The following is a 23,757-nucleotide window of genomic DNA, read 5'->3' as shown; positions in this document are numbered from 1 at the left end:
AAGGCCAGGCGCAGACATATAGCCAGCACCTTGCACAGCCAGTGGCTCACGTCCCAATCACGTTTGCATCAAGTCCCCGTCAGGCGCAGGGCCTAAAGGTCGAACTCGACCGTTTCGACAGCATCCTCGCTGGTGGCACGCCCATAGAGGCGCTGCGCCTGCATTCCGACCTGTCTGCACTGAGCAAGCAGCTCTTCGGACTGTTGCATCGGTGTGCTGTCGTCCTCGGGGGCCATGCCGGTGATGAACTTGAGCCACGGCTCCAGCCCCATCGCGTAGATATAGACCTGATCCACATCGAGGCTTTCGATCAGTGCGCGCGCACGAGTTGCGTTGGATCCATCAAGCCGCCGTTCCTGATCGTCGGCCCGGTCCACCGCAAAGGGCAACATCGCGCCGTATAGCCAGGACATCGGTGCACCTTCACATTCCATGCCCAGAAACAGCGCGTCCAGGCGGCCAATCGAGGTGGCCAGGCGGTCGTACAGCACTGGGTCCAGATTGTTGGAATCCGCCGCAAACACCATGCGCATGCCTGCATCAACCAACCAAGCCGCCTTGCAACTGATGTCGAGGTCTGCGTGTTCCCCGAGAAAGGGCAGCGCCTGAATAGACACGTCGCCCACCTGGACCGCCTCAAGATAGTCGACCTCGCGGACATCTGCGAACCCGATCGCCGTCAGGGCAGATTTGAGCGATGGGTCCACCATGCTGCCGCCGCTGCGCGCGACCAGAATGGTGCCGATCTTCCACCGCAACGCCAAAAGCGTTTCGATCAGCACGTGATCAGGGTGATTGTGCGTGATCAACACCACATCAATGAAATCAGGCAGATCGTCGATGGTGTAGCGTTCCGGGGCGTCACCGGATTCGTAGGCAATCACGGGATCGACCAAGACCGACCGCCCACCTGCCGACTCGACCAGAACGCAGGCGTGCCCGAAATACCGCCATCTGCTTTGTGTCGCGACCTCAACCGGCGCACGCGGTGAGGCCGGTGTGAGGAATGCGTCAAACGCCGCCGCCTCCGCATCGTTCAGTTGCAGCGCGCTGGCGATATCCGCACGTGACATCGGTTCGCGGCGTAAACGTCCCAGCACATCATAGGCCTTGTCCGAAAATGGTCGGTTCAGCGCGAATTTGTCCGGGCTGGGAAAGCGCGGCGTGGACATGGAAAACGGACGTTCGTCACCAGAAATCCGGTGGATCAAGGCACCCTGCAAATGCGGCGTGTAATGCGCGCTTCGGTACAACAGCGCCTCGAACACCCGCAAATCCGGCGTGCCTCCGGGCGTGTACACCAGCTCTAGAAACCCGCGCAGGTCGTCCGGCATGGCAGCGTAGATATCCGCCATGCTGCCGCCAGCCGCACGGTTTTGCAGAGTTTCCCACGCTGTCCGCACGGCATCGGCCAGTTTCAGATGGTCCTGCTGCGCGCCTCGGGTGCTTTCCAACAGATCAACCACGTCAGAGGCACGCTCCGCAGGGTGGTCGATGAAAGGCCCGCCCAACAAGTCGGGGTCTTGCACCGCCGCGGCATGCATTTGCGGGCTTTGGATATAGCTCTGCATGATGGGCAGATGGCGAAAGGCGGTGTTCATGGCATGTGCCAGTGGCGACACCAGTTGCGTGGTCGCATACCACCCCGCCACAACGGGTTCGACAACCACATCCGGGCGCAGGCAAAACAGTTCTGTGGTGTCGGTCATGATATGTCCTTTGTGTGCGTGCCCGCTTTGGCAATCAGTCTTTGCGTGAGCTCTGCGGGGCTTGGTGCTTCGAAGATGTCGACAAGGGCGCATGGCAGGCCGACGTCATCGCGCAGTCGGATCAGAATTTGCATGGCCATCAGCGAGTGGCCGCCCTGTTCAAAAAAGTTGTCGGTGTCCTGAAAATCGGTGCGCCCCAACACGGTACGAAAGAGGTCCAGTACAATTACGCTGATGGCGTCGGGTGAAGGGATGGCGCGCTGCGTCGGCGACACGACCTGCGCCGGGTCGGCGGCTGTCGGATCAGGTGCCTTTGCAAAACGCGCTTTGGCCGCCTGCATCAAACCCGGCAAGTCGCGCACCGACACGGACACGCGTGGCCATTGCGCCGACACGATGGCGGCCAGCGCACTCGCCCCCTCTTGGGCCGTCAGTCCGTCATCGGGCGTCATTGCGGGTTGTCCCATGGCCGCGCGCGTGTCTTCGGTCATGCCTGCGCCAACCCAGTCGTCCCAATTGATCGCAATCACGCGCCGTCCGGCGAGCGACTGCGCCAAGGCGGCACCATCCAGATAACCGTTTGCGGCTGCATAAGCGGCCTGCCCAAATTTTGCGTCCGGCATCCACGATCCCAGCGTCGAACACAGCACAAGCTGTGTCTGATCCGACAGAACAGGTTGCAGCGCATCGAGCCCCGCGATTTTCGGGGCCAGAACCTGTGCAACAGATGGCCCGTCGCGGCGCGCAACGACCCCACCATCGTCGGCGCAGCCTGCCGCGTGGATCACCAGATCAAACGGTGTTTGAGGTACCGGCAAGTGCACGCCCGACACGCTCAGGTCGCATTGAAGTGCCGTTGCGGTTGCACCTTTGGCCCGGAGTTGGGTCAAAAGCGGCGCTTCGCTTTGATCGTCGCGGCTGGTCAACACAAACGTCGCGCCGGGGTGGCTGTCTGCAAACTCCAAGGCCAGCGCGCGGCCAACGCCGCCAAACCCGCCAGTGATTAAGATGCGCGGCGCTTTGGGCAGAATCTTTCGTGACGGCGTTGGCATCTGGGCTGCCGTCGGTTGGATGTCGTGATATGCTCCGTCATGCCAGACCAGGAACCCTGCGGCTGGCACATCCAGCGATGCTGGCACAGCGCCGCCAATATCCACTCCGGACACCTCAAGCTCCGGATGTTCCACGGCCAACACCTCAAATGCACTGCGTATGGCGGACTGCATCGGGATCACAGGTCCGATGTCACCGACGGGCGCGCCGCCATGCGTTACCAAATGCAAACCCCGCGCCAGCGCACCCTGCTCGCCCACAAATCTGCGCACCCAAGCCAGAACGCTTTGCAAAACGGTCCAGTCAGACCCGTAATCAGCGGTCAGGACAAAGACGAGATGGCGACACCCTGCGATCTGCCCGCTCAAAACTTGATCGGGCGCGGTCAGTGCGATGTCCACGACCTGTGTGTCCGTGCCGGGCGACAGGATCGCCTGACGTGTCTCGGCCGCACCGTCGGGCGCATCCGTGACCACGAGCACCTTGCCACCCCAATCGACGCCAGTTGGCTTTGCCACGGCGGACAGCGCGGGACGATAAAACCATGTACCCATATCCGCACGCTTGGCGGGCCAGTCCGAGGTCGGCGCGACAGTTGGTGTGTGCCGTGTCCGCGCAAACGGGGTCAGGGGCAGCGACGTCTTGCGGGGTTGCCCCTTGCGCATGGCGTCCCAGTTCACATTGGCACCTCTGCGCCAGAGTGTGGCGAGCGTCGACAGGACAGCAGGCGGCTGTTGCGCGTCGTCCGTGCGAACGCCTGGCACATCATGGCTGGGCAGACACTCAATCCCGTTCGCCGCGGCCAGTGATGTCATCGTTGTGCCCGGCCCCATGTCCAGACCAACCATCGCTGTGTTGTCCGCCAATGCGGCCATGGCCTGCGCGCACCGCACCGGTTTGCAGATGTGATCCGCCCAATAGTCGCTGCTCAACAGATCCTGAGCCTCGACCCAGCCGCCAGTGACCGTCGAAGCAAAGGGTACGGTCGGTGGCGACAGTTTGGATGTGTCGATGCAGGATCGAAACGCGTCGCGGGCGGGTGCAAGCATTGCAGAGTGAAACGCATGGGACGTTGCAAGAGGATGGCAAGGCGTGCCTTGCGCATCAAGGGTCGCGCGCAGCGTATCCAATGGGTCGGATGGCCCTGCAAAAACAACCTGTTGCGGGCCATTGTAGGCCGCGATCTCTATGCCATCCCCGACGTGGGCCTGTGCGGCTTCTGCGGACATCGTTGTCGCCAGCATGCCGCCCACGGGTTGCTCAGCCACAAGCGCACTGCGCGCGACGATCAGCCGAAGGGCTTCGTCCAGGTCCATGACGCCAGCAATGTGCGCCGCTGCAAATTCACCAACAGAATGCCCAAGTACGGCACGTGGCTGAAGGCCCACCGCTTGCCACAGACGCGCGGTGGCGAGTGACACGGCAAAAACGGCAGGTTGCGCGTATCGGGTGTCACGCAGGGTCTGTTCCGCCGACGCATCGCCCGACATGATCAACCCATGCAGCGATTGCCCCAACAGCGGTGTGATCCGCGCGTCGATGTCATCCATGGCATCGCGGTACGCCTTATAGCGTTCGTACAGCGCGCGGCCCATCGCCAGATGTTGGCTGCCCTGCCCTGCAAACAGAAATGCGGCGTCGACCTGTGAGGCCTTGCCGGGTGCTACGTCACCCAACGCACGAGCTGCGTCAGCTCGGTGCGTGTCTTGAGCCAGAACAGCTGTCCTGTAATGCAGCGCCGCACGACCGGATTGAAGCGTCGCAGCCACCTGCGCAAGTGGTGCTTCACTGGTCCCGAGATGCTCGGACAGAGCGCTTGCCCCGTCTACGACCGCATCATTCGAGTGCCCAGAGAGCGGCAGCACTTGCCATTCCTCCGGCCCGCAGATCGCGTCATCCTGTTGTGTTTCAGCCCGCTCCAACACCACATGTGCATTGGTGCCACCGATGCCAAAGGAACTGACTCCGGCACGTGCACGCGGGCCCAAGGTGACACGGTCACTGGCGATCCGCAGCGCACCATCCGCAAGGTCCAGGCGCGCGTTCACAGTGTCTGCATGCAAACTGGCCGGCATTTCACCATGCCAGAGCCCCAGCACGGACTTGATGAAACCAGCAATGCCCGCAGCGGCATCCGCATGCCCGATGTTGCCTTTGACCGATCCAATGGACAGCGGCGTGGAGCGATCAGCATAAACGCGGGCAATGGCCGTCATTTCGACCGGATCACCCAATGCCGTGCCTGTGCCGTGCGCCTCGATAGCGTCCACATCGCTGGGCAATAGACCTGCGTCGTCCAGAGCCGCGCGCATGGCATCAGCCTGCCCATCGACGCCCGGCGCGGCAAAGCTCATCTTGCGCGCGCCATCATTGCCCAGCCCGGTGCCGCGGATCACCGCATAAACCCGGTCGCCGTCCTGTTGCGCCTTGTCCAACGGTTTCAAGATGACCGCACCAACCCCGGAGGACGGCACCGTACCCGCCGCCTCTGCGCCAAAGGGCCGACAATGACCGTCCGGCGACAAGATCATATCCGGTTCGTACATATAGCCGCGATGGGTCGGAAAGGCGACGGACACCCCTCCGGCGACAGCGGTTTCGCACTGGCCTGATCGCAACGCCTGCACGGCCTGCACCACGGCCACCAGCGACGTAGAGCACGCGGTTTGAACCGACACTGCCGGTCCCCGCAGATCCAGACGGAACGCGGTCTGCGTGGCCAAGAAGTCTTTTTCATTGGCCGTTACGGCATGATACCCGGCTGAGCCTTCCATGGAATGCCCGGCAGGTCGCAGCACTTCGTTCATCCAGGTGTTGTAGCCTGCCCCGGCAAACACGCCCGTGTTTTGGCCCCTGCGCGGGGGCTGACCTGCATCCTCAAGCGCGTGCCAGACACATTCAAGGAACAGGCGTTGTTGAGGGTCCATCAACTCTGCTTCTCTTGGTCCAATCCCGAAGGCGGCAGCATCGAAACTGTCCGCGTGATCAATGATGCCGCGTCGCGCGACATAGGCCGGGTTTTCCGCGTCAGACGCGCTGACACCTGCGGCAAGAAGGTCGGCGCGGGTCAAGTCACACAGCCCTTCGTCACCCCGACGGAGCATATCCCAATAGGCAGCGAGGTCTGACGCGCCGGGAAACCGACAGGCCATGCCGATAACGGCAATCGGTTCTGCGGTCCGCGCGGTGCCAATCGCGGGCGCTTTCACACCCTCATCGGCAGCAGGCACCGGTTCTGCGACGGCCACATCGTCCGGCACCTGCGCACCGGTGTCGCACAGAACGGTGGCAAGGGCCGAGATGGTAAGGTTGTCAAACAAGGTCCGCGTGCGGACCTGAACGCCAAACGCCTCCTTCAGCATGGGCTGCATACGTACCAACAGCAAGGAATGCCCACCCGCATCAAAGAAATTCTGGTCCGGTGCAACGGACCGACCGTCCAGCAACTCTGACCAGATCTCGGTCAGCTTGAGGATCACGCGTTCCTCGGTCGTAAGAGCCGCCGCAGGCGGTGCTACGGCAACCTTGGTTTCGACAACTGGTGCCGGTTCAGCGGGCGCATCGTCGGAGGCATCCGGCAACGCGGCCCAATCGACCTTGCCATTGGGCGTCAATGGAACGTCATCCACAACCACGACAGATGCCGGGACCATATGCCCCGGAAGCTGCTGGGCGAGCATCTCGCGCAGGCCATCTGGGGACACCACCGCACCGGCCACAGGCACGACCCATGCCAAAAGGCGCGACATACCGTCAGAAGACCGCACCCCGACCAGCGCTCGGTGGACTGCGGGGTCTTGCATCAACGCGTTCTCAACCTCGCCCGGTTCCACACGGAACCCGCGCAGCTTGATCTGGCGATCAAGCCGCCCACGGAACACAAGCGCGCCATTTGCACCGACCTCAACACGGTCGCCGGTCCGGTACGCACGGGCGCGCGCATCCTGTCGCCACTTGTCCGGCACAAAGGCGCGGGCCGTCAGCTCGGGCCGACCATGATAACCAAGCCCGACGCCAGCGCCGCCAATCACCAACTCACCCGTGCCGCCCATCGGGACAAGATGCCCATCCTGATCAACCGCATAGGCCACGGCCCCGGCAATCGCGGTACCGATCGGCACGGTGTGCTCTGCCGTTTCAACCTGATGCAGCGTGGCACAAACCGATGCCTCGCTTGGTCCGTAAGCGTTGTAAAAGCGCCGATCTTTTGCCCACGTCTGCCCCAGGTGTCGGGGGCACGCCTCGCCCGCAGCCACCAGCAGCGACAGGTCCGGCACCTGTTCGGGCGAAACACCGTCGATCACGGTTGGCGGCAATGTCGCTGCGGTGATGCGATGATCAGCGATGTAATCGGCCAATTCCCTGCCACCCAGCGCCTGTTCGCGCGTGGGAACATAGAGGGCCGCGCCTGCGGCCAATGCCATGAACATTTCCCAAACGGACGCATCAAACGACAGCGAAGCAAACTGGAGCACGCGGTCCGCTGGACCCAAATTGAAGGCAAGAGCCTGGGCTGCGATCATGTTGTCGACGCCGCCATGGTGGGTCAACGTGCCCTTGGGCTGGCCCGTCGATCCAGAGGTGTAGATCATATAGGCCGGGCTGTCGGGTGCAGGCAGCTCACCCGTGCCAGTTGGTGTCTCGGCCACCTCCAACGTATCGCAGAGGACAACCGTCACGCTGTCCAGCGGTTGCGCCATGCCCGTCTGGGTGACCACCAGTTCAGCGCCACAGTCAGCTAAGATATAGGCAATGCGGTCCGCCGGATATGCCGCGTCGACCGGAACGGCCACACCGCCCGCCCGCATCACAGCGAGCAGCGCGACAATAGCGCGAGTGGAGCGCGGCAGCAGAACGGCGACAGACGCACCGGGCTGCAAGCCCTCCTGAGCCGTCAATCGCGCCGCCAACGCCGCAACGGCTGCATCAAGGGCGCGGTAACTCAGTACGCCATCATCGGCAACCAGCGCGGTCTGATCCGGCAGGATGCGCGCCCAATGCGCTACAGCCTCGACGGCGCGTGGCGTTTCGGCGTCGCCACTTGAACCTTGTGCCAGTTCAACGCGCGCGGCCAGTTCGGCATCTGAGTAGATCGAAATGCCATCCAGCGTTTGATCGGCATCCGCGAGAAAAGCCGTCATCACGCGGTGCCAATGACCCAGCATCGACTGTACTTGCGCATCGCCCAACCGGTCGCGATCCCACACGGCCATCAGGCAAGGATCGTCACCTGATTGCACCACCAGTGTCAGCGGCAGATCGGTCCGTTCTGCGACTTCTGACAGCCCAACGGTCACGTCCCCGGCGGACAGGGTCTCTGGCTGCGGATAGTTTTGAACCAACATCATCGTGTCGAACGGCAGCGTGTCGCCAAACCCGCCCGCGCTCAAAATGTTATCAAGCGACAGCGCGGACCAGGGCGCACGGGCGCGGGCTTGTGCGCTCATGCGTGCCATCACCCCCCGTGGAGTGTCCGCACCACTCAGATCCACACGCACAGGCAGCGTGTTGATCATCATGCCCACCATGCGATCCGCGCCGGCAATGTCAGGCGGCCGGTTCGATACGGTCAGACCAAACAGTACCGCGCCGCTGTGGCCATACCGGCGGAGCACCAGCGCCCAGGCGGCTTGAGCAATTACGCCAACGGTTGTGCCCAGATCACGGGCCAGCGCGCCAAGCTGCTGTTCCACCTCGGGCGACAGGTCAATACGGTCTGTTCCGGGCGCTTGGGTCGCAGCGGCGGTGGCTCGGTCTTGTTCTTTAGCGATCAGGGTTGCTTCGGCACCTGCCAGATGCTCTGCCCAGAACGCACGTGCCGCACCGCTATCCGTCTGGCCAAGCCACGCCGCATAATCCGAAGGGTCTGCCGCCGGGGCCAGCTGTGGCGTGTCACCACGCACCAGTGCTGCATAGATGCTCTGCCATTCCTCAATCACCACGGACACGGACCATCCGTCCAACACCAGATGGTGCGCGCTCCAAATCCAATCGTACTGGGTGTCGGATCGGCGGATCAGATGCATGCGCATCAATGGGCCGTTTTCAATGTCGAACCCGACCGCGCGGTCCACCTGCATGACATCCGTCAACAGGCGCGCGATGGTGCCTGGTGCCACGTCACGCCAGTCCAGATGATGCCACTGCATATCCAGGGACTGCCGCACGATCTGAAGCGGGCTGTCATCACCGGCAAAGCCGAAATTAGTGCGCAAAGATTTATGTCTGTGCACCAACATGTCCCAGGATCGCTGCATCGCATCCACGTCGAGGGGGCCGTCCAGCGTGAACCGCAACTGGTCAAAGTAAGTGTCCGGACGGCGCATCGAATGCAGCAGGATACGGTGCTGCAATGGGGTGGCGGGTGCCACGTCCTCGACGTTGTCACCCATGTCCGCGCCAAACCGCGCCTGCCGCGCCTGAGACGCCAGATCGCTAATCGCTGTTTCCAGAGCCTGTGCCAAACCTTCGGCCTCAGCGCCTGCAGAGGATGGTGCAATCATTTCGATCCGCATCTGCCCCGCAACAACGCCCGCGTTGATTTCGACGACATGGCTGCGTTCTGTGTCCAGCGCGATGGTTGTCCCGCACGGGGCATCGACGGGTCGAAATGGGGCATCTTCCCAACCTGTCAGGACGCCCACGTAGTTCAACAGGACATCCGCCTCCGGCAGACTGGCCAACGCCGTGCGGGTGGCGGACGTACCGCAATAGCGCGCAAGGCCAAAACCCAGACCGTCATGAGGGCTGTCCTGCGTCGCGCGGCGCACTTGTTGGGCCAGCGCCGCGACATCGTCGCCAGGCATAAGGCGCAGCGGCATGACGCTCGTGAACCAACCAATTGTATCAGCGAGGTCGAGGTCCGCAAAAGGCGACGTGCGGCCATTGCGCTCAAGGTCAACGCGCACGCCGCTCGATCCACGTTTGTCCAAAGCCATAAGCAGCGCAACCAACAGCGCCTCGTCCGCCCGCGTTTCATAGGCCACCGCCGCGTGCCGCAGGATGTCGGATGTAACGCCCGCTGGCAGTGTCAGTCGGAAGGATGTGATGTCACGGTCCTGTCCTGCCGCAACGGGCGCACCAAGGATTGGGTCGGTCGCGCCGCCAAGGCTCTGCATGAAATGCGCAACCGTGCCGGACACGCCACTGTCCTTAGCAAAGGTGTTCAATCGCTCTGCCCATGTTCGGAATGAGGCGCCCGCAGGCGTGATCTGAGTATGGGTCTCCGCGCAGGCGGCGTCATAGGCCGTTTCGAGGTCGCGCAACAAAACATCCCATGACAACACGTCGATGCACAGATGGTGGATGGTGACCATCAACCGGTTTTGGTGCGGCAACCACAGCGCCGCGATGTTGCGGCCTTCGGTGGGGTCTAAACTGGCCTGCACCCTGTCCAGTGCATCTGCCTGCCCGTCTTCGGTGGTGTGCGTGAAAAACGCGGGCGCTTCGGCGGTTTCAGATATGGAAAACGGCTGTGCAGCGTCCGGGTCGACCCGCAGCGCAAAGATCGGGTGCGCGTCAGCGACCGATTGCAGCGCGGCGCGCAACGCATCCGTGTTGAGATCGGCTGGCATGGCAAGCATGACGGACTGATTGAAGTGCTTCCATGGCTGATCGAACTGGGTGGCGAACCACGCCATGATTGGTGTTGCAGGGATCGGCCCCGATGTTTCGCCCACATCCTGTGTCGGCAGATCATTCACATGTGCCGCCAATGCCGCCACGGTCTGATGCTCGAACACTTGTGCTGCGGTCAGGGCAAACCCAGCGCGCCGTGCACGGGCGACGATTTGCAGGCTGGTGATGGAATCACCACCAAGGGCAAAGAAATTGTCATCCGGACCCACTCGTTTTTGCCCCAACACGTCGGCAAAAATGGCGGCGAGGCGGGCCTCTTGCGCAGTTGGCGCGCGGGTCGGGGTCGCGGTGATCTCGATCGGCGCACGTGCCAATGCGCGGCGATCAATCTTGCCCGCATCCGTGCGCGGCAACGCAGGAACAGTCACAACGGTCTGCGGCACCATGGCCCCTGGCAGGGCGTGGCGCAGTTCTTCGGTATAGTGATCAGCGGTTTGGTCGCCCACGATATATGCGGCCAGGCCCCATTGCCCTGTGGGTGAGGGGCGCGGGACCACCGCGGCCTCAGATACTGTGGCGAGACGCATCACAACAGCCTCGACCGCGCTGGGTTCGACCCGGACACCCCGTATCTTGATCTGTTGGTCGCGCCGACCGAGGAATTCCAGATGGCCGTCGCGGCGCATACGCCCCAAATCGCCCGTCATAAACTGCGGCTCGTCCCCGACCTGCCGAAACCGGTGATCAGACTGTGCGCCCACATAACCCATCGCAACAGCAGCGCCGGAAATAGCAATCTCTCCGACAACCATCGTGGGCACCGGCTCTCCATCCGGGCCAACCACCGACACAGCAACGTTGGGCAGCGGCACGCCAAGCGGCAAGGCACCAAGACCGATGTCTGATGGATCCGCCGCTGGTGTGTGCAGCATTGCCGTAATCGTGGATTCCGTCAGGCCGTACCCGCTCATCAGGCTCGTTTCCGGGCAGCGCGAACGCCACACCCACGCGGCCTCTCCATGGACAACATCGCTGCCTGTGATGACCAGCCGGAGTGCAGCTGGGGCAGTCGTCTGCGTCGCGTCCAGCTCATGCACCCACGCATGCCAGAAAGGCGCAGGCAGGTTGGCCACCGTGATACCCGCGTCCGAGATCATGGCTTGAAACCGGTCCATATCCGCCAACGCATCTGCTTCGGGCACGATCAGCGACGCGCCCAACATGAGCGCAGGCAACATGTCCTCGAACACCATGTCGAAAGAGGTTGGCGCGAACTGCAACACCCGGTCTGCGGGTGTCAGAGCGAACTGCTCGGCAATACCCATCATGTGGTTGATCAGACTGTCATGCCCAACCGCAACCGCCTTGGCCGTTCCGGTCGTGCCGGATGTGAAACACAGATAGGCAGGGCCATCTGCGAGCCCCTCGCGGGATATTTCCTCAACAGAGGAAAACGAGGAGAACGGCAAGAGGGTCGCCGTGGTGCCCGCGTCATCCGAACTCGCGGTGTCACAGATCACATGACCAATGGCACCTTTGGAAACGCGGTCCGCAAACACCTGTTGCGCGCTCTTGTCCTGACCGATCACAGGCAGGAACACGACCGTCGCGCCCGCCTTCCAAACACCCAACATGGCGGCAGCCCGATCGCGCGTCCGCGCCAGGCTGATGCCCACGGGAGCCGCAGACCCGACCCCTTGCGCCATCAAGCCCGCCGCCACAGCATTGGCCTGTGCCAAAACCTCGCTTTTCGTGACGGCACCGTCGGGGTCTTCCAAAACCAAATGATCAGCGGGCAATTCCTTCAACGCAGAACCGAGAACGGACCACATGTCCCCGCGGGGACGCGGCGCATCTGGCCCTTGCCAATGCGCCAGCCTTTGTTCGGCGGTCTGGCTGTTGCCTGCATAGGTCTGGCACAACGCCTCGAACTGCTGGGCGAACAGGGCGATGGTTTCAGGGTCGAACAGGTCCGGGTCGTATTCCAAGTATCCAGCATAGCCCTGCGCGGTTTCTTCCAGCATCAGGCTGATGTCGACATCTGGGGCCAGCGGAGGTGCCGGCAAAATATCGACTGGCTCACCTGCAAACACCGGCGCATTGCCGCTCGGAGGCTGCAACACGAACATCGCCTGAAACAACGGGTTCCGGTTCAAATGACGGTCGGGGGACAGCGCGCTGACCACATGGTCAAATGGCACGTCCTGATGTTCCATGGCTCCCATGACCACTGTTCGCGCACGTTCGATGACCGAAGCGATATCCGTCGCATCGAGGTTCAGACGCAACGCAACGGTGTTCACAAAATACCCAACAGAGGTCTCGGTGCCCGGCATATACCGACCGGACACAGGGCATCCGATGACCAGATCGGTCTGGCCGCTCCATTGGGACAATAACTGTGCATAAACGGCCAGATATGTTGCAAAAGCTGTCGCGTTGTTGCGCTGGGCAAGCGGCCCCAGATTGGCGGCGTCAGACAGGACAAAGCGGTGCACGGCACCTTGGACACCCCGGCGGTCCGGTCGGGCGTGATCGTAGGGCAAAGTCAGGTCCGCAGGCGCATCGGACAGTGTCTGGGTCCAGTACGCCAGACCCTCTGCCGCGTGCGGCCTGGCTGCGCTCCCGTCCTGTGCCATTATGTCAAGAAAGTCGCGCCCGGCCTTAGTCAGGGGTTGTCCATCCAGCAGGTGCAACAAATCCTGCATGACCGTCGACATGGATTGCCGATCCGAGATCATGTGATGCAAGGACAGAACAACTAGGCTTTGACCCGTTTCTCTTGGCCAGACCGCGCATCGGAACAGTCCGGCATTCGTCGGGCGGAGTGCATCGAAGTCCGGAGCATCGTCCGGCAATCGATCAACGTGGACCTCTGCGCGCGGACCTTGTGGCCTGACCTGCAAAAACGGCGCGTCGCCCTCTTCGATCAGCTGTGTGTCAAGAACGGGGTGATGCGCGCACAGTTGGTCCAGCGCGTCTTGCCACTCCGCTACTGTGTATTGGCGCGGCAAAACAAATGCCGCTTGCAACGCAAAACCCGTGGCCGCATCCGTCAGTTTGTCGATGAACCACAACCGCCGCTGGTTTGGCAAAAGTGGGACAGACACCGGACTGGCAGGTGCCGTCAGATGTGCAAGAAGTTCCGCCTTGCGCGCTTTTAGCTCCTCCCGCAAAGCGGGGCCAAGCGCGCTGGCCGGTCCACGAATGCGCAGCTTGTCCGCGTTGGCCTCGAGTTCGATACCCAGACCGGCAAGTTCGTGGAGCATGTCTGACAAGGGTCTCATATTTCGAACTCCACAAGTTTCTTTTGAAATCGTTTGGAAAAAATCATTTCGGACATGTCGGACAGGGTTGGATGCGCAAACATTTCACCCACCGGAATGTCGACGCCCAGTGCGGCCTCAAGCCGGGCCTGCAACGCCACGATGGACAACGAGTCCCCGCCGCAGTCATAGAAACTGCGCCCGGATGGGATGTCCTGACGCTTGAGGATGTCGCGCCAAAGGGCGGCAACGAGGCGTTCGACCTCGGCCAAGGTTTCGGGCGCTATGGCGGTTGCGTCGACGGCCGCGTCAACCGGAGCGTCCCAAGGTGCAGGCAGCGCCGCCATATCAACCTTGCCGTTTGGCGTCAGCGGCCAGGCCTCCAACACGGCAATCCGCGACGGCACCGACGCCTTGGGCAAACGCGCAGACAGCCAGTCGCGCAGCACCGCCTCGGATTTGGCGTCAATGATCCCGCTGCGCAGCGTAACCCAAGCGACCAACATCCGCTCTGGCCCATCGCCGGTATGGCCGACCAAAGCGCGTTGCACTTCCGGGTGGGCATCCAGCGCAACTTCGATAGCGCGTGGTTCTACGCGCGTGCCCCGTATCTTGAGCTGACGGTCGGTGCGGCCTGCAAACACCAGGCAACCGTCCGCCGTCATCCACCCGCGATCACCCGTGCGCAGCGCGGGCTGCGTTTCTCCAAATACATCCGTGGTGCCGAACCCATTCGCGCCAGCTGCAGCATGGCCCAGATAGCGCGCGATCTGGCGCCCGCCGATCACAATATCACCAACCGCACCGGGCGGCAGCGGTTGATCAAAGCGGTCCAGAACGGCGAGGTTGTTGCCCGCAATGGGGAAACCCAAGGCAGCCTGAGGCATCTGTGCATCATACCGGATAACCGTCGCCGTTACCGTTGCTTCGGCGGGTCCATAGGCAACAAAGAGCGCCCGCCCTTTGGACCACGCATCGAGTGTGGCAGGTGGACAAGGCTCTCCCCCGACGGCAACCGCCCGGAGGTGCGGCAAGGGTTGTGCAGCGGTGTTGCTCAGCACAGTGGCTGCCACCTGCATATGCGTGATCTGCTCGCGTTCGAGCGCATTGGTCAGGTTTCGTCCGGCCAATACATCGTCCTGCGGCAAAACAACCAAAGCCGCGCGGGCTGTCAACGCCATCGCGATATCCGACAATGCGACGTCAAATGCAGGGGCTGCGGCCTGCAAGATACGGTCGCCCGGTCGTACATCCAGCGCAGTTCGCAGTGCATCACCCAAGCGCAATAATGCGTCATGGGCCAAGGCAACGCCCTTGGGTCGCCCGGTTGTGCCAGACGTGTACGTCAGCGCCGCGATGTCCGCCAATCCTCGCAGGGCTTGGCCCTTTGCAGTTGGAAATGGGGCTGTGAAGGACACTGTGCCTGCGTCCAGAACCATGGCGACGTTGGCATCGTCGCAAATGTCTGCGCGTTGCGCATGCGGCCATGCGGGGTCCAGAATGACGACCCGTGCGCCAACGCGCCAGATCGACAGAATGGCGACCAACCACGACAGCCCGCGTTGGCAATCAACTGCGGCGGCCATGTCACAACTGAGACCCGCCGCAGACAGCCGTGTCGCATAAGTCGCAACACGCGCTTCCAATTCAGCGGCGGTGATGGCTCCCTCTGGACCCACGGCAGCCACTGCATCAGGTGCGGCATGCGCCCAATCCGCCAGCTGTGCATCTATGCGTTGCCCCGTGAAAGCGGAACTTTCAGTGTCATTCTGGAGCGTCGCGGGTGTGGTCTCGTCCTCGGTCAAAGGTGCGCCACCGGCTCGCGGATTGCGCGCCGCACCCTTCAGAATGCAGGCCAGCGCATTCGCCAAGCTCTGCCCAAACATCGCCGAAATGCGTCCGGTGTCATATTCGATTTCGACGCTCAGTCCAGCACCCGCACGGGTCAGCACCACCGCGACGTCTGCTCGTGCTTCTGTCGGGCGCGACTGTCCGGCCCATTGCACGTCGGCACCAGGCAGATCCAATTTCCAATCAAATCCGTCTTCGGGCACCACCAATGTGCGGATCTCAGACGTATCAGCACGCCAGCCTGCACCGGCATCCTGCACCCACGCCAAGGGGATCATGTCGCAGGGGGCGGTCGCCCGCAGCTTGTCCTGAGTTTGTTGCAATACAGATGACCAAGGCTCAGCCGGATCAGGGTCAAGCGGCATCAGAACCGTGTTTGCGAAAAAGCCCACGGCCTTTTCCAGCCCAGGTGCGCTGCGCCCGGCCCGTGGAATGCCCATCAGCAAAGGGGTATCCGTACCAAAGCCACGTAAGACGAGCGCCCACGCTGCACACAAAACGCCAAGGGTGGTTGTTCCAATTGGACCTTGTGCCACCAAATCGCCAAGCGTTGCGGCATCCAGTTTCACGGTCACGCGTTCGGCGAGTCCTCCGCGTGGTGCCATTGGGTTCGCCGGGGCCAGCGTCGGTCCCGCGGCCTCTGCCAAGCCTGCAACATACGCATCAAGTGTGTCGCGCAGGGCGGGGCGTGCTTCGTTTTGCCAATGCGCGACATCCGACGACTGCGGGACCGGCGCGTCTGCGATGTCGCGGCCCGCGACCTTTTGTGCGTAGCATCGGGACAGATCATCCACGATCACCTGTGCGGACCACCCATCGCTTGCCATGTGATGCACCGAGATGACCAGCAGATACCCCGCCTTCCGTGGATAGATCGCAAACCGGGCCGGGTTCTCTTGTTGCAGGTCAAAGGGCCGTGTGGCCGCGCGCTGTATCAGCGCCTCATCCGGCGTCTCGTCATCGCTTTCGCGGATCAAAGCGCAGTCGGGTTCGGGGGAAGATGCGCACTGCGTCCAGGCCTCCGCTCCTTCTGTGTGGACACGGGTGCGCAGGCTGGTGTGCCGCTCAAACACAGCGGCCACAGCATCAGCCAATGCGTCCAAATCCACATGAGCACCCAGCCGATATCCGGCAGCCAGATTGTAAGCTGTGCTTTGCGGTGCATCCCGATGCAGGCGCCACAACCACGCCTGATTGGCCGTCATAGGACTGCGTTCCGCAGGGGCGCGGACTGTCACCGCCGGCAAAGGCGGTCCGTCACCTTGCGCCGTCTCGCCCTGTATCACGGCATCGGCCAGCGCCGCAGGGGTCGGGTGATCAAAGATCAAGCCCGGCTCAAGATATCGACCAATGGCCGCACTCAGGCGCGACATGACGACAACCGCGCGCAAGGACGTGCCACCCAATGCGAAAAAATCCGCCTCAGGTGTGGGCAAAGCGACATCCAGAACATCCGCCCATATCTCAGCAATCTGCTGTGATTGCGCGGTATGCTCGGACGGTTCTGACGCAATTTCTGCACCGCGCTGCGCTGCATTGGCCTCAAGTGCCCGGCGGTCGATTTTGCCCGTAGGACCCGTCGGCATCGTTTCGAGGACAAGGATACGCCCAGGAACAACCGACCCAAGCAAACGTGCCCGTGCAAACTGACGCAGCGCACCCTCGTTAGGCGTGTCTGTTGCTGCATCCGCCAAAGTCACAAAGGCGGTCAAGTGGGGTGAGCCGCCCTCGGCTCCAGCGGCCAGCACCACGCATTGCGCCACACCGGGCGCATGTTCGATCACCCGTGCCACCTCTGCCAATTCAACCCGGACGCCGTCAATCTTGACCTGATCATCCTTGCGGCCCAGCAAGACCACGTCACCCGACCCATCCAGATAAGCGCGGTCCCCAGTGGAATAGCCCACAGCGCCATCAAAGACGGCCATGGGAGCAAACCGTGCCTGGTCCGCCGCGGTCGCGCCACGATACCCGTCCGCCAAAGCAACGCCCGACACGACCAATTCGCCGGGGAACCCAGTGGGCAAAGTATGTCCATTCGGGTCGACAACAGCCAGACGATTGCCCGGCATCGCGCGTCCAATGGGGATCACGTCACTTGTCCCTGTGGGCAAGTGATGCGTCACATCCCCCGACATCTCGGATGCGCCATAGAGGTTCAGCACCCGGCATTTCGGCGCGATCTCTGCCATTTTGCGCAGAACCCGCGCGGTCAACGGCTCTCCGCTCGACACACACAACCGCAATGGGGACAAAAAGGTCGCAATACCCGGCACATGATCTGTCCAAACCGAAATCAGGCTTGGCACTGCAACAATCCGCGTCACGTGATTTGTGCCAATGAACTGCGCCAGGGCATGCGGATCCTTTGCCACATCCGCCCCCGCAACAACACTGGCGACACCCGCCGCCAACGGTCCGAGCATCTCGGTCAGCGCATCGACAAAAGCCGCAGAGGTTTTGAGGCACGCCACGTCGTCCGATGCCCAGGGATACGCGCCCTCCATCCAGATCAGACGGTTCAACAGGCCCTGATGGGTCCCGCATGCCCCCTTGGGTCGCCCGGTCGAACCGGAGGTGAACACGATGTACGCGATGTCTTGCGGGTCCCGGTGCGGCCACACAGTTGGACATGCGCCTGCCCCCTTGGCAGTGGGCGCAACCATCACATCGACCAGCGATGTCAGATCAGCATCGATGCCTTCGCCAATCATCACACGGGCCTGCGACTGAGCGACAACATCTGCACGTCGTTGAACCGGGTGATCGGGGTCAATCAGCACCAAGACCCCACCCGCACGCAAACAGGCAAGCGTGGCTGTCACTTGGGCAATCCCGCGCGGCAGATGCACGGCAACTGCGTCGCCCGGTGCGACGCCTGCATCGATCAGCGCCGCCGCCAAAGCCTCCGCACTTTTGCAGATCTCCGCAAATGTTGTGACTTGGTCACCGTCCTTTACGGTTTGCCCCGGCTGCGCCGCCATGCGGTCAAACAACCATTCCCCCAAATGGGTCTTTGGCGGGGCCAGAGATGGCTGTATGTCAGGTGGGGCCACAGGCCAAGCAACGGCACCAAGCGGCTGCGACCCATCCGCCAGAACATGCGCAACCGCACTGTCCAAACACCGCGCAATTTGGTCCGCCAGCGCAGGCGTGAACATTGCGGCGCGCAACTCAAGGCGCAGCGAAAGGTCACCGTGATCTTGGGCGTCCAAAGCGATGTCCGCGCGGGCAACCTGACTGTAAACCGGTTGCGCCGTCAGGTGCTGGCCCTCGGGCATAGGCTCCAAGAGATTGAATATCGCCTGTACCAGCGGGGCCTTGTCCCGGTGACGCGCCACACCCGATGCGGCAACAATGTCGGCAAAGCCTAGATGCGCGTGCTCGATATCCTGCGCCATCTGGCCGTGAACGCCGCGCAGTGTGCTGTCCACCGTGTCGGAACTGTCCAGGGCCAGCCGCAACGGCACGAGGTCTGACAGGCATGCGATGATGCACTCTCCGCCTTGTTGGTCACGATGCGACACGGCAGTGCCGAAAACCACCTCTGGCGTGCTGGACAGTCCGGTCAGCACCAAGCCATAGGCGGACAGCAAAAGAGAAAACGGTGTCGCACCAAGTGCCGCAGCCCGTGCACGCAGACGCTGCGACTGTTCGGCGCCCAGTGTTAAGGTTCTTGTGTGATAGCCGGGGGCCGGTTCGGACCCGCTTTGCGCTGCGGGGATGGACAAAACGGCGGGGCACCCATCTAGGCGCGCCTGCCAGTAGGCCTCGGCTTCGGCACGATGGGCGGCTCGAGACCTTTGAAATTTATGTTCAAATCCCTGAGGATGCACAGGCGACGCCGGTGTTTCCGCACCATCCAGCGCCTGATCGAGTTCTTGCACAAAGACGGCCAAACCGCCCCAGTCCATGATGGCGTGATGCACGCCGATCAAGACGCCATTGACGACTTCATCTGTGCCATTCCGGCCCGTCACCGCCAGCCGAACCTGCCACGGCGTGTCCTGGGCCATGATCAAACCCATGTCGAACAGAGCCTGACGGACGGCATCAGGCGCGGTGTCGCCCAAAGGCGCACCGAGCGGCAGTGGCAGATCGTCCACCACATCAAGGTGCAACGCGCCATCGCGGTCCGTGTACTTGGTACGCAAGGCGTCGTGACGCTGCACCACCTTGGTCAATGCCGCAACAAACGCCGCCCGGGTCACCGGGACCTTCAAATCCAGCCAAACACCCAAGGCGTTCAAGCCCGGGGTCGGGTCCATCTGCTCCTGCGTCCAGAACCGTTTCTCTGCCATGTTGGCAGTTGGTGTGGCGTCTTGCGGAACGCTCGGCTCACGCGGTTCGTCTTGGGCTGAACCAAAGCCGCGTTGTGTCAAACGCTTTGCCAATGCGGTGCGGTCTATGATCCCCAGCTTGCTCATTCCGCGGGCTCGGTCTGGGTTTCCGGTGCGCTTACGGCATTGAGAATTTCACCGGCAGCGGCGTCAACGAGCCCCGGCTCTGCCTCACGACGGCGCAAGGTTTTGGCCAGTTGTGCTGGGCGCGGCGCGCGGAACACATGCGCGATGCTCAGATCAACAAAGAACAGTTCGGCCAACTGTTGCGCAAGACGTGCGGCCAACAATGATGTGCCACCAAGGGCAAAGAAGTCCGCCGAAACAGAGGCTTGATCCAAGTCGAGCGTGTCGGCCATGGCCAGTGCCACCACCTGCGCCACGGGGTCATCCGCCGCGTCGTCCAGTTCAGCCGACCCGGCTAACAGCTGTGCCTGATCAACCGCGCCGCTTGCGGTTTTTGGCAGCGTCTCGCGGACATGCAGGGGAACAAGATGATCCGCCCCGCGTGCATCACGCAAAGACACGGCACCTGCGGACGTATTGCCGCCGACCCACGCGGTCGGTGCCAGAACGGGCCGCGCGGTTTCCGCTTCTTCCAGCCAACCGTGCCGAGGGTGGCGCACATCCATTCCGCCGATCAAATGGCCACTGGGCGCGCACATGGCATGCCGCATCAGCGCAACGCCAGTCGCATCACGCAACGGCAGCAAACCATCCGCGTGAAGCAACGACGCGCTGGTCCGACCCGCACTCATGCCGCGATTTTCCCAACACGAAAGGTCCAGCCGGACGTGGTGCACGCCGCCTGCGGCCAAGGATGCCTCTGCAAGCGCAGCATTCAGGGCCGCATAGGCCTGCAGCCGACCGCCCACCTGGCCGACAATCGACCCAACCGTCACGACCCGAAGGTCTGGTCGATCTATGCCCAACGCAAACACAGCCGACAAGGCGGCTTGGGCTGCGTCCCAGTCACCAGCCACGGCGTGAGGCGCCTGTTCATCCGGCACACATGCCGCCAAGTGGATGACACCCGCGATAGTGCGGTCCAAAATGGCTTCGATCTTTGGCAAGACGTCGGCCAAGGTCCCCTTTGCCAGATCGCAGGACACGTATTGCACCCGGCCTGATGCCCGGAAATTCGCCAATGCTTGCGATCGCGTCTCGTCCAGCCCGATTTCCGGCGTACGTCCGACGATGATCAGTTCGGCACCGCAGCTTTGTAGGTCTGCGCAGACCTGACGGCCAATACCGCCCAAACCACCCGTGACCAACCACGGGCCCGGTTTCGGTGGTTGTGTGCCTAGGCTCTCGCGTTGCCATTTTGGCGTGACCCAAGAGCCGTTCCGAAAGGCAGACAGACACACGCGTGACGCAGAAATGGCGGTCGACTGACCAGCGCGGTCCGTCCTGTTTATGTCTGCCAAGGACCAATGCACGTCGGGCGCAAGAACGCCGAGCGATTGCACAAGACCCGGTAATAGAGCGTGTTCCGGCTGGGTGGCATCCGACGGGTCCACACAAACCGCGCCCTGCGTCACGACCAAAACATGCGCGGGCCGATGATTTGGCGACAGGTTCGCAATCTGGTCAGCAATCCGCACTAACGCAGCGTGGGCATTGCGCCGCGGCGCAATGAACATGACCATACCCCCGCGCACATCTTGCTGGGGCCACACGCCGTCCGGCGGCGCGATGTAAGACGTTGGCATGTCACTCAGAAAACCCGCTTCGGCCGGGTCATCGCAGAACACTAAGGCTGGGTAGTTTGGTGCGGTGCATGACGGAGTAGAAGCGAATGGCACCCAGACTTTGCGGTGGACGGCGCAAGGCACAACGCCTGTAGCGCCTGCCGCGTGTTCCAACAGCGCGATACGGCGATCAAAGTCACCGGCGCGGACCCGGTCCTGAAGGGTACGGCGCACCACCTTGCCGATGCTGGTGCGTGGGATGTCCACCGGGTCTATGGGGATCAAAAGATCTGGGGTCAGGGCCAACCGTGCCGCCAGCCTGTCGCGCAGCACGGCCGCCAATTGCGCCAGAACTGTTGCATTGTCTCGCCCACTGGCATCCGCAGGGGCAAAGAACACAGCCAATGCTTCGCCGTCATTCGCCCGGTCCACCGCTGTTACAACGGTTGCCGCATCGTCGACACCGGGAATATCACCCAAAGCCTGTTCTATTTCATGCGCGAAATACGTCGCTCCGTTGACGTTGACCGTGTCCTTGAGACGTCCGGTGAGATACAGCCCACCGTCGGCGATAAAGCCCAGATCGCCCGTGTCATACCACCCGTCCGGCGAAATCGCGGCCGTATCCAGCCCGTGATAACGGCTCATCAGTTGGGGGCCTGCGACTTGGACGCGCCCAATCTCGCCCTCGCGCAAAACGCCATCCTCAGGATCAACCGCGCGCAACTGCGTGCCAGGCACAGCACCACCAAGGCTCGTGAATGGGCCATGGGCCCGCCCCAGTCGTCCCAGTGTCACGGCAGAGCACGTCTCGGACATGCCGAGCGACGGGATCATGACCCCGGAGCCTGACACACCAAAGGGTTTCATGGCGTCTATGAACGCGTCCAGCACGTCCTCAGTGACGGTTTCCCCGCCATTGAAAATGGCCTTCAATCCCGAAAGATCCCAGCCTTTGGGGTGTTCCAGCGCCGCACGCGTGATCAAGGCAAAGGAGAAATTCGGCGACCACGTCAGCCCGGCGTGGTGTTCAGACATTGCATCAAGCCAACGGGTCGGATCGGCGAGGATCCAACCGGTATCGGCGTGCACCTGCGAAGCGCCCAGGACGCAGGCACCCATGGTGGCAATCATATATGATCCCACGTGGTCGCGTGGCATCCAGTTGAACACGGTATGCGATGCTTCGATCCCCGCGCCACGGTGCAAGGCGGCCCCGACCATTGCCAAGGTGGCGCGATGGGATTGCACCACGCCTTTGGGCACGCCCGTGCTGCCCGACGTCAACAACACGACGGCGTCGTCTTCCGGGTCAATTTCGACGGGTTGGTCAGCGGCGGTAGGATGTTGCACCAAGCCTGTGGCATCGAGCACCTTAAACCCGCGCAGCTCATCGCACATCTGCGCCTGGTCAAGGATGATCGGCGGATGCCCCAAAACCTGCGCGGCCGCTTCGATACGTCCAAAGGCTTCTGCCTGCCCGTCACCATGATCCTCAGGGACTGAAATCAGCGCAGGCACAACGCCGCCGAGGGTCGCGCCCCAGACGATTGCCGTGCTTTGAATGGCGTCCGTGACGTCACACAGAACGATGTCGCCCTTGCCCAGCCCCGCAGCCGCCAATCCCGCCTGAACCCGGCGCGCCTGATCCACAAGCGTGGCGTAGGTGACCCGATGGACCCGACCGTCAGGCCGGTATGCGACAATCTCTTTGGTCGACGCGGTAAGGCGATGCACAGCATCCGCCAAAGTCCGAGGATGATCATCTGGCGCGATGTAAGGCGCACCTTCGATGAGCGCAGGCACATCAGACAACTTACGCCCGAATGCGGCGCGGTCCGACGGCGGTTGTGGCGCATCGGGTTTAGAAGCCACCCCAACGCGCATGCGCGCAACAGGTGCCGCATCCCAGTCCAGCGTCAGCGCGACATCCCGCGCACCTGTCGCCGTTTGCAAATCGCGCAGAGCATCATTTTGCGCCGCATCCGTCCACAGAGCCATATCCTCGGGCAAAGGATCGCGCACATCCGTGACTGGCAAGATAAGGTCAACCTCTCCGCCATCCCGGCGCAACAAACCCTCAGGCGGCGACTTGGCCAACGCAACCGCGCCTGGCCCCATAACGCGCAGAACGCGCAGCGCCCCCGCAGACACAGGCACATCCGTCACATCACAGTCGACAATGCCCGCAATGCCAAACACGCGCGACACCACGGCATCCGTTGATCCGTTCGCAATTGACGATTTGTGCCCACCCATCACACGTCCA

The 23,757-nt window shown here is 62.4% G+C and carries 4 protein-coding genes; all 4 read right to left on the bottom strand.

All coding sequences use genetic code 11. The annotated features are described in order from the left end of the window. Positions 1–92: 92 nt before the first annotated feature. Genes Q0936_RS13965 through Q0936_RS13950 form a run of 4 tightly spaced genes read right to left on the bottom strand, consistent with a single transcriptional unit; the run spans position 93 to position 23,747 of the window. A complete protein-coding gene (locus tag Q0936_RS13965) occupies positions 93–1,709 on the bottom strand; it encodes an MBL fold metallo-hydrolase (protein ID WP_299295523.1) in 1,617 nt (538 codons plus the stop codon). After that, entirely contained in the window at positions 1,706–13,609 is an 11,904-nt protein-coding gene (locus Q0936_RS13960) for a non-ribosomal peptide synthetase/type I polyketide synthase (RefSeq protein WP_299295525.1), read from the bottom strand. Before Q0936_RS13960 ends, Q0936_RS13965 begins: the two co-directional genes overlap by 4 nt. A 14-nt stretch (positions 13,610–13,623) precedes the next feature. Beyond that, positions 13,624–19,884 carry an AMP-binding protein gene (locus tag Q0936_RS13955; RefSeq protein ID WP_299295527.1) on the bottom strand — a complete coding sequence of 2,087 codons (6,261 nt, stop codon included), beginning with the start codon at positions 19,882–19,884 and terminating at the stop codon, positions 13,624–13,626. Then, positions 19,881–23,747, bottom strand: a complete 3,867-nt coding sequence (locus tag Q0936_RS13950) for an AMP-binding protein (RefSeq protein WP_299295529.1) — start codon at positions 23,745–23,747, stop codon at positions 19,881–19,883. Before Q0936_RS13950 ends, Q0936_RS13955 begins: the two co-directional genes overlap by 4 nt. Between the last annotated feature and the right edge of the window lie 10 nt (positions 23,748–23,757).

This window comes from uncultured Tateyamaria sp., assembly GCF_947488715.1.
In the GTDB taxonomy this organism is placed as follows: Bacteria; Pseudomonadota; Alphaproteobacteria; order Rhodobacterales; family Rhodobacteraceae; genus Tateyamaria.
Note: the sequence above shows the minus strand (reverse complement) of the source record. Positions and strands in the feature narration are given on the sequence as shown.